11 protein-coding genes and 1 pseudogene are annotated in these 15430 nt (G+C 59.5%); 4 read left to right on the forward strand and 8 right to left on the reverse strand.

Going from position 1 to position 15430, the window contains the following annotated elements; translation table 11 throughout:
* Positions 1–13 precede the first annotated feature (13 nt).
* Positions 14–436: a type II 3-dehydroquinate dehydratase gene (gene aroQ, locus M3090_RS03480; protein WP_249054000.1), complete on the reverse strand. Its 423-nt coding sequence runs from the start codon at positions 434–436 to the stop codon at positions 14–16.
* A gap of 115 nt (positions 437–551) precedes the next feature.
* On the opposite strand from aroQ, the gene xerD reads away from it, so the two are divergent.
* The 4 genes from xerD to M3090_RS03500 all read left to right on the forward strand — a co-directional run bounded on the left by xerD (position 552) and on the right by M3090_RS03500 (position 8070).
* On the forward strand, positions 552–1499 hold the full coding sequence (gene xerD / locus M3090_RS03485; RefSeq protein WP_249054001.1) for a site-specific tyrosine recombinase XerD: 948 nt from the start codon (positions 552–554) through the stop codon (positions 1497–1499).
* A gap of 360 nt (positions 1500–1859) precedes the next feature.
* A complete protein-coding gene (locus M3090_RS03490; RefSeq protein WP_249054002.1) occupies positions 1860–3554 on the forward strand; it encodes a tetratricopeptide repeat protein in 1695 nt (564 codons plus the stop codon).
* Between the two features lie 217 nt (positions 3555–3771).
* Positions 3772–5973: a sodium-translocating pyrophosphatase gene (locus M3090_RS03495; protein WP_249054003.1), complete on the forward strand. Its 2202-nt coding sequence runs from the start codon at positions 3772–3774 to the stop codon at positions 5971–5973.
* 24 nt (positions 5974–5997) lie between these two features.
* Entirely contained in the window at positions 5998–8070 is a 2073-nt protein-coding gene (locus M3090_RS03500) for an acetate--CoA ligase family protein (protein WP_249054004.1), read from the forward strand.
* On the opposite strand, the gene M3090_RS03505 is transcribed toward M3090_RS03500, so the two are convergent.
* The 7 genes and pseudogenes from M3090_RS03505 to M3090_RS03535 form a co-directional block, all read right to left on the reverse strand.
* On the reverse strand, positions 8067–9614 hold the full coding sequence (locus M3090_RS03505; protein WP_249054005.1) for a YifB family Mg chelatase-like AAA ATPase: 1548 nt from the start codon (positions 9612–9614) through the stop codon (positions 8067–8069). The genes M3090_RS03500 and M3090_RS03505 overlap by 4 nt on opposite strands.
* A 22-nt stretch (positions 9615–9636) precedes the next feature.
* Positions 9637–10656 (reverse strand): TlpA disulfide reductase family protein, encoded by a 1020-nt coding sequence (locus tag M3090_RS03510; RefSeq protein ID WP_249054006.1) that lies wholly within the window; start codon positions 10654–10656, stop codon positions 9637–9639.
* 158 nt (positions 10657–10814) lie between these two features.
* On the reverse strand, positions 10815–11582 hold the full coding sequence (locus tag M3090_RS03515) for a hypothetical protein (protein ID WP_249054007.1): 768 nt from the start codon (positions 11580–11582) through the stop codon (positions 10815–10817).
* A 175-nt stretch (positions 11583–11757) separates the two neighbouring features.
* The gene (locus tag M3090_RS03520; RefSeq protein WP_249054008.1) at positions 11758–13338 is read right to left on the reverse strand and encodes a hypothetical protein; all 1581 of its coding nucleotides are present in this window, start codon (positions 13336–13338) and stop codon (positions 11758–11760) included.
* A 25-nt stretch (positions 13339–13363) separates the two neighbouring features.
* Positions 13364–14383 (reverse strand): hypothetical protein, encoded by a 1020-nt coding sequence (locus M3090_RS03525; protein ID WP_249054009.1) that lies wholly within the window; start codon positions 14381–14383, stop codon positions 13364–13366.
* 31 nt (positions 14384–14414) lie between these two features.
* Positions 14415–15095 (reverse strand): hypothetical protein, encoded by a 681-nt coding sequence (locus M3090_RS03530; protein ID WP_249054010.1) that lies wholly within the window; start codon positions 15093–15095, stop codon positions 14415–14417.
* Positions 15096–15107: 12 nt separating this feature from the next.
* Positions 15108–15430, reverse strand: a pseudogene (locus M3090_RS03535) (hypothetical protein); the annotation flags it as partial.

A 15430-nucleotide genomic window follows, 5' to 3' on the forward strand; every position in this document is an offset into this window, starting at 1 on the left:
GGAGTGTGCGTTGTCAGCGTGCCAGCAGTCCTTCCAGCGCCAGGCGGTAAGAGTCGAGGCCGAAGCCGCAGACGACGCCGCGGCAGGCGGCGGCAATGAGGGAGACGTGGCGGAAGGGCTCGCGGGCGTGCACGTTGCTGATGTGCACCTCGACCACGGGTGCGGTGACGGCGCGTATGGCGTCTTGCAGGGCGATGGACGTGTGGGTATAGGCGCCTGCGTTGAGGATAATACCGTCGTAGCCGAAGCCCGTTTCGTGGATTTTGTTGATGAGTTCGCCCTCGATGTTCGACTGGAAGTAGTCTATCTGCACGTCCGGATAGCGGCGGCGCAAGTCGGCGAGGAAACCTTCGAAGGGTTCGGAGCCATAGACGCCCGGCTCCCTGCGGCCCAGCAGGTTGAGGTTAGGGCCGTTGATGATTTGTACTTTCTTCATATTATCCTGTTTTTGCCTATCTTTGCATCGGACAAAGGGCAAGCGGCGACGGGCGGCCAGAGGCGCATCGTGCTCGTTTGCATCGTCTTTGCCGTGCAAAGGTATGAAAAAAGATATGAATACAGAAGAAAAATCGCCGAATAAGACGAAACGCGCCGGCGTGGTGCAGGAATATGTGCAGTGGCTCAAACTGGAGAAATCGTTATCGCCCAACACAGTGGAGGCTTATCAGCAGGATTTGCAGAAGCTCCTGTACTTTCTGGACAGCGAGGGAGTGGACTTCCTGGAGGTGACGAACGATGACTTGGAGCGGTTCAACGCCGGGCTGCACGACATCGGCATCCACGCCCGCTCGCAGGCGCGCATACTGTCGGGCATCAAGTCGTTCTACCACTTCCTGGTGCTGACGGACAGGCTCCAGGCCGACCCTGCGGAGTTGATAGAGGGGCCCAAGACAGGGTTCCGGCTGCCGGAGGTACTGACGGTGGACGAGATAGACCGAATCATAGACGCCGTAGACATGGAAAAGCCCGAGGGACAGCGCAACCGCGCCATCGTGGAGACGCTGTACAGTTGCGGCCTGCGCGTCAGCGAGCTGTGCAACCTGCGGCTGAGCGACCTTTACTTCGACGAAGGCTTCATCAAGGTGCAGGGCAAGGGCGACAAGCAACGCCTGGTGCCCATCTCGCCCCGTGCCGTCAAGGAAATCAGATACTGGCTGCTGGACCGCGCCCAGGGCCGCATCAAGCCCGGCGAGGAAGACTACATATTCCTGGCCCGCTGGGGTAAGCACATCTCGCGCATCATGGTTTTCCACCTGGTCAAAGAACTGGCCGAACGCGCCGGCATCACCAAAAGCATCAGCCCCCATACCTTCCGCCACTCCTTCGCCACACACTTGCTGGAGGGCGGAGCCAACCTGCGCGCCATCCAGGCGATGTTGGGCCACGAGAGCATCGCGACCACCGAAATCTACACACACATCGACCGCCAGATGCTGCGGAGCGAAATCATCCTCCACCACCCGCGCAACATCAAGTACAACCGCGAGCACGGCGTCTAAGAAAAATATTGCCAAAACGGCAGGACTGAATGGCAGGTTTGCCCGCCACGCACACGGGCCATCCCCGCCATCCGCCGGAAGCGCGGCCACCACGCGGCAGAGCCGCCGTCGGGAGGCGCAAGAGGAAAGTCCGCCACGCCGCTACTGATTATCAACAGTTTACAAGAAAAACCGTCCACTGCCCGCCAATAAGAAAAAATCCAACAACCGAAGCACTTCCCGGCCGAATTATTAAAATATGGTAAAAAAACAGGCACCAACCGAACAACTGACACGAAAGTCGGTATATTTGTATGATAGAGAAACGTATGATACGGAAATAAACAAACAATTATAAACCATTTTAAATCCCTAACAGCAATGAAAAGCAAACTGTATCTCCCCGTACTGGGGGCGCTGCTTCTGACGCTGATGAGCGCATGTAGCAGCAAGATGGGCGAACTCTCGTCCGATTACTTCACCGTGACGCCTCAAGTCCTCGAGGCTCAGGCAGGGAAAGTACCCGCCACCATCAACGGCAAATTCCCCGAAAAGTACTTCAACAAGAAGGCCATCGTAGAGGTCACCCCCGTCCTGCGCTGGGAAGGCGGTGAAGCCAAAGGACAGTCCGCTACCTTCCAAGGCGAAAAGGTAGAGGGCAACGACCAGACCATCTCCTACAAGATGGGCGGCAGCTACACAATGAAAACGTCGTTCGACTACGTCCCCGAGATGGCGAAGTCCGAGCTCTACCTGGAGTTCAAAGCAACCATCGGAAAGAAGACCGTAGAAATCCCCGCCGTGAAGGTGGCCGATGGCGTCATTTCTACCTCCGAAATGGTAGAGCAGACCCTTGAGACCGCAACCCCGGCACTGGGCAACGACGCATTCCAGCGCATCATCAAGGAAAAGCGCGACGCCAACATCATGTTCCTCATCCAGCAAGCCAACGTACGCGCCAGCGAGCTGAAGAACGCGCAGGCCTTCACCGACGAAGCCAAGAACGTCAACGAATCCGTCAACAAGAAGATTACAAACATCGAAATCTCGGCCTACGCTTCGCCTGACGGCGGACTCGACCTCAACACAGGCCTGGCCGAAAAACGTCGCGACAACACCGAAAAAGCACTGGGCAAACAACTCAAGAAAGCTGAAATTGACGCACAAGTGCTGGCCGACTACACCGCCGAAGACTGGGAAGGCTTCCAGGAACTCGTCTCCAAATCCAACATCCAGGACAAGGAACTCATCCTGCGCGTACTCTCCATGTACTCCGACCCCGAACAGCGCGAACAAGAGATTAAGAACATCTCCACCGTCTACAGCACACTGGCCGACGAAATCCTTCCGCAGTTGCGCCGCTCTCGCCTGACGCTGAACTACGAAATCATCGGCAAGTCCGACGACGAACTGAGCAACCTGGCCAAGAACGACCCCTCGAAGCTGAACATCGAAGAGCTGCTCTACGCCGCCACACTGACCAACGACCCCGCCCAGCAGGAAGCCATCTACAAGACAGCTACCAAGCAGTTCCCCAACGACTACCGTGCTTACAACAACCTGGGCAAACTGGCCTACCAGAAGGGTGACTACACAGCCGCCGAAAGCTACCTGAAGAAAGCAGCCTCGCTGAAAGACGCACCCGAAATCAACATGAACCTGGGACTCATCGCACTGAAGAAAGGCGATGCCGCCGCTGCTGAATCCTACCTGGGCAAAGCCGCCGGAGCCGAAGGCCTGAACGAAGCGCTGGGCAACCTCTACATTGAACAAGGACAGTACGAAAAGGCCGTAGCCTCCTTCGGCGACGCCAAGACCAACAGCGCAGCCCTGGCACAAATCCTGGCCAAGAACTACAACAAGGCCCGCACCACGCTGGACGGCGTACAAAATGCCGATGCCTACACCGACTACCTCAAGGCAGTGCTCGCAGCCCGTACCAACAACCCGTCGGGCGTCATGGCTAACCTGAAGAAAGCCGTTGCCGCCAACCCCTCACTGGGCAAGAAAGCTGCATCCGACCTTGAGTTTGCCAAATACTTCACGAACTCCGACTTCATGAGCATCGTTAAATAAACAAAACTCTCCTGACAGGCAAGGCCGGCAAGAGCGGAACCCCACCGCCTCTTGCCGGCCTCCTTTTTGCCCGGACACCCACCCCCACCCCAGATGTGCAATAAACGTAATAAAGCCTTAAAGTTGCTTGACAAGGCTTGCACATCTCAAGCAAACTCCTTATATTCGAACAGAAAATGAACCATTAATACCAAACTTTTAAAACCTGATTTCTTCCATGGAACAGACCCTCTTCTGGCTGGTGCCCGCCTCCTCCGTCCTGGCACTGGTCTTCGCCTGGTACTTCCACCGGCAAATGATGCAAGAAAGCGAAGGCACCACGCAAATGATGAAAATCGCCGCCGCCGTCCGCAAAGGCGCCATGTCTTACCTGAAACAACAGTACAAAATCGTCGGCATCGTCTTCGTCTGCCTGGCCATCATGTTCGCCATCATGGCTTACGGCTTCCACGTACAAAACGCCTGGGTGCCCGTCGCCTTCCTCACGGGCGGCTTCTTCTCCGGACTCTCCGGCTACCTGGGCATGAAGACAGCCACCTACGCCTCGGCACGCACCGCGCACGCCGCCCGTAAGTCACTCAACTCCGGACTCCGCATAGCCTTCCGCAGCGGGGCAGTCATGGGCCTTGTCGTCGTAGGGCTTGGCCTGCTCGACATCTCCTTCTGGTACCTCCTGCTGAACGCCGTCATCCCCGCCGACGCCATCACACCCACGCAGAAACTCTGCGTCATCACCACCACCATGCTGACCTTCGGCATGGGCGCCTCGACACAGGCACTCTTCGCCCGCGTGGGCGGCGGCATCTACACGAAGGCGGCCGACGTCGGCGCCGACCTGGTCGGAAAGGTCGAAGCCGGCATACCCGAGGATGACCCGCGCAACCCCGCCACCATCGCCGATAACGTAGGCGACAACGTAGGCGACGTGGCCGGCATGGGTGCCGACCTCTACGAAAGCTACTGCGGCTCCATCCTGGCCACGGCAGCCCTCGGAGCAGCCGCCTTCCTGCACAGCGGCGACACGGTGATGCAATTCAAGGCAGTCATCGCCCCCATGCTGATTGCGGCCGTCGGGATATTGCTGTCCCTTATCGGCATATTCGCAGTGCGCACCAAAGAGGACGCGAAGATGAAAGACTTGCTGAACGCCCTCTCCCTGGGCACTAACCTCAGTTCGGTGCTCATCGTGGCAGCCACCTTCCTCATCCTGTGGCTGCTCGGCATCGACAACTGGCAGTGGATTTCCTGCTCCGTCGTCGTCGGACTGCTGGTAGGCATCATCATCGGCCGCTCTACCGAATACTATACCTCACAATCCTACAAACCGACCAAACGCCTGAGCGAAAGCGGAAAGACCGGCCCGGCCACAGTCATCATCTCCGGCATCGGGCTGGGCATGCTCTCGACAGCCATCCCCGTCCTCGCCGTAGTCGTCGGCATCATCGCCTCCTACCTGTTCGCCTCGGGCTTTGACTTCGGCAACGTGGCCATGGGACTCTACGGCATCGGCATCGCCTCGGTAGGCATGCTCTCGACACTGGGCATCACGCTGGCCACCGATGCCTACGGACCCATCGCAGACAATGCGGGCGGCAACGCCGAGATGTCGCGCCTGGGCGAAGAAGTGCGCCGCCGCACCGACGCCCTCGACTCGCTGGGCAACACCACGGCCGCCACGGGCAAGGGATTCGCCATCGGCTCGGCAGCCCTGACCGGACTGTCGCTGCTGGCTTCGTATATAGAAGAAATACGCATCGGACTGGACCGCCTGGGCACCACCGTGCTGCAAATCGGCAGCGAGCAGATTAAGCTGCAAGACGCTTCGTTCTTCGACTTCATGCGCTACTACGACGTCACGCTGATGAACCCGCGCGTGCTTTCCGGCATGTTTATCGGGTCGATGATGGCGTTCTTGTTCTGCGGGCTCACGATGAACGCTGTGGGTCGTGCAGCCGCCCGTATGGTCGCTGAGGTAAGGCGGCAGTTCCGCGAAATCAAGGGCATACTCGAGGGCCGCACGGAGCCTGACTACGAGCGCTGCGTAGCCATCTCGACCAAAGGTGCCCAACGCGAGATGGTTCTTCCCTCGCTGCTGGCCATCATCGCTCCGGTGGGCACGGGACTTATCTTCGGCATTTCGGGCGTGATGGGCCTGCTTATCGGCGGCCTGAGCACGGGCTTCGTACTGGCCATCTTCATGGCCAACGCCGGCGGTGCGTGGGACAACGCCAAGAAATACGTGGAAGAAGGCAACTTCGGCGGCAAGGGCAGCGAGGTGCACAAGGCCACCGTCGTGGGCGACACCGTGGGCGACCCCTTCAAAGACACCTCTGGCCCCAGCCTCAACATCCTGGTGAAACTGATGAGCATGGTAGCCATCGTCATGGCGGGACTCACCGTGGCGTGGAGTTTATTCTAACCCGACAACCTTTCCCGTTCGATTATGATTAACAAACAGCTCCTTCGCCCGGACAGCATCGTTGTGGTGGGCGCTTCGAACAACGTACACAAGCCCGGCGGCGCCCTGCTGCGCAACCTGCTGGGCGGGCACTACGGCGGACAGCTCTACGCTGTCAACCCCAAGGAGACAGAGATACAAGGCGTGCGCGCCTACCCCACGGTGCACGACGTCCCCCCGGCCGACTTGGCTGTGCTGGCCATCCCAGCCGCGGCTTGTCCGGACGCAGTGGAGGTCTTGGCCGGAGAGAAAGGCGTCAAAGCCTTTATCATCCTGTCCGCCGGATTTGGGGAAGAGACACACGAAGGTGCCGAACTGGAACAACGCATCCTCCGGACGGTCGAAGCACACGGCGCGGCACTCATCGGGCCCAACTGCATCGGACTGCTGACCCGCTGGCACCACAGCGTCTTCTCTCAACCGATACCACAACTGCATCCGCAGGGGGTCGACCTCATCTCGAGTTCGGGCGCCACGGCAGTGTTCATCCTCGAAAGCGCCGTCACCAAGGGCTTGCAGTTCAACTCGGTCTGGTCGGTAGGAAACGCCACACAGATAGGAGTGGAAGACGTGCTCCAGTACCTGGACGAGCACTTCGACCCGGAGCGCGACTCGCGCATCAAGCTGCTGTACATCGAAAGCATCGGCGACCCCGACCGCCTTTTGTTCCACGCCTCGTCGCTCATCCGCAAGGGCTGCCGCATCGCGGCCATCAAGGCGGGCAGCAGCGAGAGCGGCAGCCGGGCGGCCTCGTCGCACACGGGCGCCATTGCCAGCAGCGACTCGGCCGTCGAAGCACTGTTCCGCAAGGCGGGCATCGTGCGCTGCTTCTCGCGCGAGGAGCTGACGACCGTGGGCTGCGTATTCACACTGCCCGAACTGCGCGGACGCAACTTCGCCATCGTGACGCACGCCGGAGGCCCGGGCGTGATGCTGACCGACGCCCTGAGCAAAGGCGGACTGAACGTGCCCAAGCTGGAAGGCCCCTTGGTCGAGGAGTTGAAATCGAAGCTATACCCCGGAGCCGCCGTGGGCAACCCCATCGACATCCTGGCCACGGGCACGCCCGAACACCTGCGCCTCTGCCTGGAGTATTGCGAAGAGAAATTCGACCAGATAGACGCCGTGCTGGCCATCTTCGGCACACCGGGACTGGTGACGATGTATCAGATGTACGACGTGCTGCACCAGAAGATGCAGACGTGCCGCAAGCCCATCTTCCCCATCCTGCCCTCGGTGAACACGGCCGGGGCGGAAGTGGCTGACTTCCTGGCGAAAGGGCACGTGAACTTTGCCGACGAGGTGACGCTGGGCACCGCCCTCAGCCGCGTGCTGAACGCGCCGCGCCCGGCGAACAACGAAATTGAGCTGTTTGGCGTCGACGTGCCCCGCATCCGGCGCATCATCGACTCCATCACGACCGACGGCTACCTGCCGCCCTACCAGGTGCAGGCCCTGCTGCGCTCGGCCGGCATCCCCGTGGTGGACGAATGTGCGTCCATCAAGAAAGACGAGCTGCTGGCTTTCGCCCGCCGCACGGGCTTCCCCGTGGTGGCCAAGGTGGTGGGGCCGGTGCACAAGTCGGACGTGGGAGGCGTGGTGCTGAACATCAAGACAGAGCAGCACCTTGCCCTGGAGTTCGACCGTATGATGCAGATAGAAGGCGCCACGGGCGTCATGGTGCAGCCCATGCTGAAGGGCACGGAGCTGTTCATCGGTGCGAAATATGAAGAGAAGTTCGGGCACGTGGTGCTGTGCGGACTGGGCGGCATCTTCGTCGAGGTGCTGAAAGACGTTTCCTCCGGCCTCGCCCCGCTGACCTACGAAGAGGCATACTCGATGATACACTCCCTGCGCGCCTACAAAATCATCCGCGGCACGCGCGGCCAGCAAGGGGTGAACGAAGACCGCTTCGCCGAAATCATCGTCCGCCTGTCCACCCTGCTGCGCTTTGCCACCGAGATAAAGGAGATGGACATCAACCCGCTGCTGGGCACCGAACGGCACGTCATCGCCGTGGACGCCCGCATACGCGTGGAGAAACGAAAAGCCGATTAGCCCGCAGCCCAGTCCTCGCGGTCGAGGTTGCGGTAACCGATGGCCTCGGCCAAGTGTGGGGGGCGCACCTCCTCGCTGCCCTCCAGGTCGGCAATCGTGCGGGACACCTTGAGAATACGGTCGTAAGCACGGGCCGACAGGTTCAGGCGCGTCATGGCCGACTTCAGCAACGCCAGCCCGGCCTGGTCGGGACGGGCATAGCGGGCCAGCAGGCGGCTGTTCATCTGCGCGTTGCAATAGATGCCCCGCTCCTGCGCATAGCGCTCTTCCTGGATGCGGCGCGCACGCACCACCCGCTCGCGGATGGCTGCGCTCGACTCAGCCGGACGGGCATCGGCCATCTTCTCGAAAGGCAAAGGCGTCACTTCTATCTGGAGGTCGATACGGTCCAGCAGAGGCCCGGAAATGCGGTTAAGGTAGCGTTGCACCTGTCCGGGCGTACAGACGCAGGCACGGGTGGGATGGTTGTAGTAACCGCACGGGCAGGGGTTCATCGACGCGACCAGCATGAAGCTGGCGGGGTACTCGACGCTGTATTTGACGCGCGACACCGTTATCTTCCGGTCTTCCAACGGCTGGCGCAACACCTCGAGCACGGAGCGGCTGTACTCGGGCAGCTCGTCAAGAAACAAGATGCCGTTGTGCGCCAAGCTAATCTCGCCCGGCTGCGGATTGCTGCCCCCGCCCGTCATGGCCGCGATGGAGATGGTGTGGTGCGGGTCGCGGAACGGGCGCCGCGAGATAAGGCCGCCCTCGCTGCCCAGCTTCCCGGCCACGGAATGTATCTTCGTAGTCTCCAGGCTCTCGCCCAACGACAGTGGCGGCAGTATGCTGGGCAGACGCTTGGCCAGCATGGACTTGCCGCTTCCCGGGGCACCGATGAGCAGCACGTTATGGCCTCCGGCAGCCGCCACCTCCAGGGCGCGCTTCACGTTCTCCTGGCCTTTCACCTCTGCGAAGTCGTAGTCGAAGCTGCTTTGCCGGGCAAAAAACTCCTCGCGCGTATTGACCAGCGTCGGTTCCAGCGCACATTTCCCGTTGAAAAAGTTAACTACTTGGCACAGATTATCCGCACCGTAGACCTGGAGTCTGTTTACCACAGCCGCCTCGCGGGCGTTGGCGCGGGGCACAATCATGCCCTCGTAACCCCGCTCGCGTGCCATGATGGCCATGGGCAACACGCCCTTGACGGGCTGCAACGTGCCGTCCAGGCTCAGCTCGCCCATCAGCAGGAAGCGGGAGAGACGGCCTTCGGCATCATGCAACACCTCGGTGGCAGCCAGCATCCCGATGGCCAGAGGCAGGTCGTAGGCGGCACCCTCCTTGCGTATGTCCGCAGGCGCCATGTTCACCACCAGGCTGGTGACGGGCAGGCGCAAGCCACTGGCCTGAAGGGCGGACAAGATGCGGCGGTGGCTTTCCTTGACCGCGGCGTCGGGCAGGCCGACCAGGTAGAACATGCAGCCTTTGGAGCTGCTGACTTCGATGGTAATGGGGATGGCGTCGATGCCGAGCACGGCCGCGCCATAAGTCTTTACTAACATGGTATCAGGTTTAACAGCAGATTCAGTCTTTCTTAATCTTTTCTTCCACCTGGGCGGGCGTGAGGTTTATCCCCATAATACGTCCCTTGGGGTTGACCAGCACATTGAAGGGCAGCGCATAGACATAACACTTCTTCACCACGTCCGACTCCCATCCGTGCAGGTCGCACCCTTGCGTCCACTCCAGCGTATCGCGGCGGACGGCGTCCAGCCACATCGCACGGTCCGTGTCGAGCGAGACGCCCAGCATGGCAAAGTCCTTGTTGCGCTTCTGGCGGCGATGGAGCGCACGCAGCGAGTCGTTGGCGGCCCGGCTGGCAGCGTCCCACGAAGCCCAGACGTGCAACAGGAGATACTGGTCTTTGAACTGCGTGCGCACGATGCGTTCGCCGTCGGCATCGGTAGTCTGGATGAAGGGCAAGGAACGTCCCACAGACAGCTTTTTATGGTCTTCCAGCAGCTCCATCAGCTCACTGGCCAGAGGGCGGTCTTTCAGCTCGCCCACCAGCGGCTCCATCAGCGACTCGATGCGGTCGATGTCCGGGTCGGGCACCTGCACGAAGTATTCCTCCAGCAGCCACAGGCTGACCAGCGAAGCGGGATGCCGGCGGATGAAATCGGCCGCACGGCGCTGCACGGCAGTGTCCGTTGGGGCAGACAGCTCGGCCAGGCTCTGCGAGAAGGCGGTCTGCTCTTCGTTGAGCGGGCTGCCGGTCACTTGCAGAGCTTGCAGGCGGTCTGCCGAGCCGCTGATGCGGATGCGTTCGCGCCGGTCGAGGTAGAGGGGATAGGCGGTGCCGTCGCCAAAGAGCAGGCGGACGCCCACGAGGGTGTCGACGGGAATGGTGTCGGAGAACTTACCCCCGTGCACCACGAGCGTGTCTATGCGGTCGAACAACCGATCCATGCCGAGCACGTAGAGCGTGTCGTCGCCCAGGCCTTTGATTTCGCCGCTGACGTGGGCGACCCGTGGATTCTCCTTGCCCCCGCAGGCGGCCAGCAGGAGCACGAGGAGGGAACAGATGAGAGGCAGTTTCCTCATAATGGTATTGCTTAGAGATTAGTAATGCGGAGACGCGGACGAAGGGGCGCACGCGCATCCAGTGTGCGAAAGTACGTTTTTCCGGCGGGAATAGAAAAGAAAAGCCCGGCAAATTCGTTGCCGGGCCTGTGATTTTGCTTATCGACGACGGAAACGCCTCAGGCGTTCTCTTCGCTCAGCAGCTTTTCAAGCTCTTCGTCAGAGAAGTCTTCCATCGACCCGCCCTCTTCTTGCGAGGCCAACAGTTCTTGCTGCACCTGGGCGGCAGGCAGGGTCATCGTCTCGCAATCCTGGTAGGCCGACAGGTCTGCCGCAGCATCGACGGGCAAGCCTTCGTCTGTGAAGTCTTTCTGATACTGGGCTATCACACGCAAACATTCTTTGCGGAGTTTCAACTGCTGCTTCAGCTCCTTGATGTCGTCGGACGCAGCCGCCAGTCCCACAACGGCACCGATGCCGGCACTGAGCCATGCTTTCTTCTTCGAACCGCCCGAGCCTTTGGCAGCCAATGCGCCGGCAGCGGCGCCCACACCCACTTTGGCCAGGATGGCAGCGCCCGATTTCATGGCCGACTTGAGGTGCTTGCGGGCCGTCGAGGCGTCGCACACTTTATCATTCTGGTCCAGCAGCAGATAATACTTCTGGACGGTCTGGTCTTCGTTGCGGAGCGTATCGCCGTTCTCGTCCGTCTTTACGACTTCTACCACGCGATACATCGGCATGGTGGCCGCGAGCTCCTTGGGGGAGATGCTGTCGGCAGCACTGGCGGCTGTGGTATCGGCAGCTTGCTCGCCCGTGCCGGTGATAGATGTCACTGTCTCGGCGGCTTTTTTCAGTTTCTTCAAGAATCCCTGTGCCGAAGCACCCGTTGCGCAGAAGGCCACCAGTGCCAACGCACAAACACTCTTCAAAATCATTCTCTTCATACGTTTACAAGTTTTTAATTTATTAATAGATTGATTACCAACTTTTCTATTCCAAGTTCTGCCCGGCGGACACGAGCCGTGCTTCCGTCGGACAAGAAACGCGGCTGCTGTTCGGAAGAAGCGTGCCCCTTGTCCGGCAGAAGCAAAGGCACTGTCCGCAGAAACCGGACAGTGATTATTTGGTGTACATCTTGACGCGGAACTGTTTTTTCATGTACGTGCCCTGCGCGCGGCGCATCAGGTCCTCGAAACTCATGTAGACTATCTTCTGCGGGGCATCTTCCTTGGGACGGAAAAGGATGCCGGTGGGCAGATTGGTGCGGTCCAGTTCGATTTCGGCAATGCCGTCGGCACCCGACTCGCCGACCTGCTGGAAGTTCATCCCTTCCTTCTTCAAGATGCGGCGGAAACGCTTGTCCGACGAAAAGCTGTTGGACGAAAGGGGCGTGAAGCCACGGTAAATCCAGATTTCGACTCCCGGAATCGGATTGCCCTCGGCGAAAGTCTTCCATTCGACGAAGGTGAACTTTACTTGCAAGTCCATGCTCATCAGCAGTCCCTTCATCAGTTCGATGCGCTTCAGGTAATAGTCGTCCGGATTGAAGCGGTAGATTTGCTCTATGTACTGGATGGCGTACGAGGCGTAGTCGGCCACTTCGGCCTGGGTGGCATTGCCTTCTTTTTTCATCCGGGCAATCTGCCGGAAGCAGCGGGCGGTGAGGTCGTCGTAGAACAGGCACGAGTCGCACAGTTCGATGGCCGCCTGTATGTTGGGCTTCAGGTCGGCCACGACCGATTCGCCCGTCAGCAAAGCCTTGTCATAAGCGGCGCGTGCCTGCTTGTACTTGCGCATGCCGAACAGGCGTCCACCCTCGTCCATCAGGGCGCTGCACTGGGTGGTGAAGACTTCCTTCTCCACCACGATGGGCAGGACGACGTAGTTTCTCTTCACGCGGGGCGCCAGGTCGCCGATGGGAATGGACAGCAGGTTCGTACCCTCGCCGTAGACCATCACGCTGGACAGCGAGGCCAGGCGGGCATCGGCCTGCTTCACCTCTTCGCCCAAGCGGTCCATCTCGTCCAGCTCGGGCGCGTCGGCATCCAGCTTGCCCGCATCGAGCAAGGCGTTCAGCTCGTCCAGACGGTTCTGCAACTTCGTGACGTTCGTGCGGGCTTCGTCCAGCCGTTCCAGGGGGATGATGACCTCGACCAGCAGCAGCGACGTGTCTTGCGGGTTGACCTGGCTGTTGACGCGCGCACCCAGGTCGGGCGGGCACTTCACTTGCAGGCTCTTCAGTGTGGAGGTGAACTCGAGCGCGGCCTCGGTGGCATTGAAGTGGACGTCGTTCACTTCCGTCTGCTCGTCGTAGCGGATGGGATTGTCCACCTCTTCCAGACGGTAGGCCACCAGGAAGTCAGGATTCTTCAGCGTGACCAACTGCGACGAACGGTAGGGGCTGCCCATACGGCCCACTTCCAGCTTGGGCTTCTTCGTGTCGCGCGCGTCGATGATGACGTAGTAACGATACCAGCCTTCCTCATTCTTGCCGCGGAGGTCTACGGAGACAGGGTACGCCTTGTTGGTCACGGAGATAATCAAGTCCTTGTGTTTCGACAGGATGAGCACGCCCCGGTTGCCGTCCAGCGACTCAAAGCAGTCGTCCTCCGGCGAAGGGTTCAGTTCGTTGGTGCCCGACTGTGCCCACGACGGCAGTGCCAGACACCAGAGTAGCATGATCCAAAGTATTCGTTTCATGTCGATAGATATAAGAAGTTAACAATCAAAGGTCGAAAGCGCCCAACGTCGAGATGTCGTCGTCCGGCTGCTGGCGCACGCCGCCCACCCATTCGGGCTGCCAGGTGCGCACGTGTATGATGGGGCTGCCGCCATCTTCCGGGAACTCCCAGAGCAGGAAGAGATAGCCCTCGTCGCTGTACGTGCTCGACGACCACTCCTGGCGCAAGCGCACGCCATACATGTTGGGATTGACCTTCGAACGGGTAATGCCGGCACAACCGCCTTCTTCCCCGTTATCGCCGATTTCGCTGAACTTGACGTTAATCCACTTGTTGCGCAAGAAGGCTTTCTTCAGGTTGCGGATATATTCTGCCTTGCTCTGCTTGCTGTACTCCACTCTTTGCGACATGAAGTTGTTGTCCGCACTGGGCCGGGCCGTGACGACCTTGCCCGTGATGATGAGCGCGTCTTCGCTGAATATCTGGTTAATGAAGTCGATATCCTTCTGGTTGTAGGCCGTGCGGAAACGTTCGACATACTGCATGATGATGAGCTGCTTTTCCTTCTCCACCACGCTTCCGCAGTGTTCCAGGCTTTCGGACAGTTGAGCGTCCAAAGCCAGACGGAAGTCGGTTAATCTGCCTTGAGCGTCGAACTCCACTATCGCTTCTTGGTACGTTCCCACGCCGAAGTCCTCTCCTTCCGGCGTAATAATCAGCGGGATGTGACTCACCATCATCGAGCCGTCTTTGAAGACCCAGCAGCGCTCCACCACTTCGTCGTCGTCGCAATAGAACGGTGTAACGGCCCACAGGCGCACCAGCGAGCGCAGCGAGAAGTCGTCCATCGGCAGGTCTTTGGTCGTCAGGATTTCCTTCGCCTGCTGGGCGCGGTTGATTTCGGTCAGCACCAGGCCCAGGTTGCGCTGCGCAGCCTCCAGGCCGGCCGGGCGGTCTACACCTTCATCGACAGTAAGGGTGACTTCCACCGCCTTCACATCAGTCGCTCCCCATACCAGCAACAGGGTCATGGCGAGCATTGCACGTATCAGTATTTTCTTCATAAGCATGTTCAATTATAAGTAATGTAGTCGTTCATTCCACTTCTATGCCGATGGCTCCGCAGCCGCTGTAATTGGCCACGCCGTCGGGCTGGTTGGTCTTCACATTGAGGCGTTCGGGGCCGGGTGTCAGGATGGCCACGACCTTGCCTTCCCGGTTGTAGATGATGAGGTAGCACTCGTCGGGGTCGTCCAGCGAAGCATACCGGCCGTAGTCTTCAATCTTGCCCTCGGCCTTCAACTGTTTCACCTTCTCGGCCATGGCGTAATAGTCCGTGATTCCGGCCAGCAGATTGACGGCTTCGGGCAGGACGGGCTGCAGTTTTTCTTCCACTGCGGGCCGGCTCTCGTTGGCAATGACCACCGCGTTGTCGGTGGGGATGATGTCTTTCTTCTTGACGTAGATGAAGTAGCGGTACATGTTGGTGCCGCGCGGCATGGACAACGTCGTCCATAACTCCTTGCGGTTATTGACCACCAAGTTCGCACTGCCCTTCATTTTCTTTTGTGTGGACACCCACTTGTTTACCTCGTCGAACAAGCGTTCTTCGGCATAGGCACGCGCATCTTCTTCGGTCGGGGCAGTAGACTCTGCGTAGATGTATTGCGAGCTCTTCTTGATTTTGTTTATCTCTTTCTTGACGTCATCCGTCGGCCCGGCCTGCGCAGCGGTCAGGGCAAGGAGACAAAGGGTGATTGACAGTAGTATTCTCATTTGCTCTATTAACTAGGGGTTATTCATGAAAAAGTCTTCGGTGACGTTTTGCAAAGGGGTGAAGGCGTAGAGCGTGCCCACCACGGTGCCGCTGCCTTGCAACACGCTGAATGGCACAATCAGGCTGAGCGTGTGGCAATAGGCCAGTTTGGTGTTGACGGCAAAGAGGGTGGCGGACATGCCTGTGTCGGTGCGTTCTTTGACGCCCAGGTAGAGGCGGCAGCCTTCGGCGTTGCAATAGCGTACGAATTGCGGCAGGGTGACGGACAGGGTTTTCCGGACATTGCCATACTTGTCGAACGTCAGGCGCAGGGGGACTGCCTGGCGCGCACAGC

Origin of the sequence: Bacteroides sp. ET71 (assembly GCF_023336905.1) — a bacterium.
Taxonomy (GTDB): domain Bacteria; phylum Bacteroidota; class Bacteroidia; order Bacteroidales; family Bacteroidaceae; genus Bacteroides.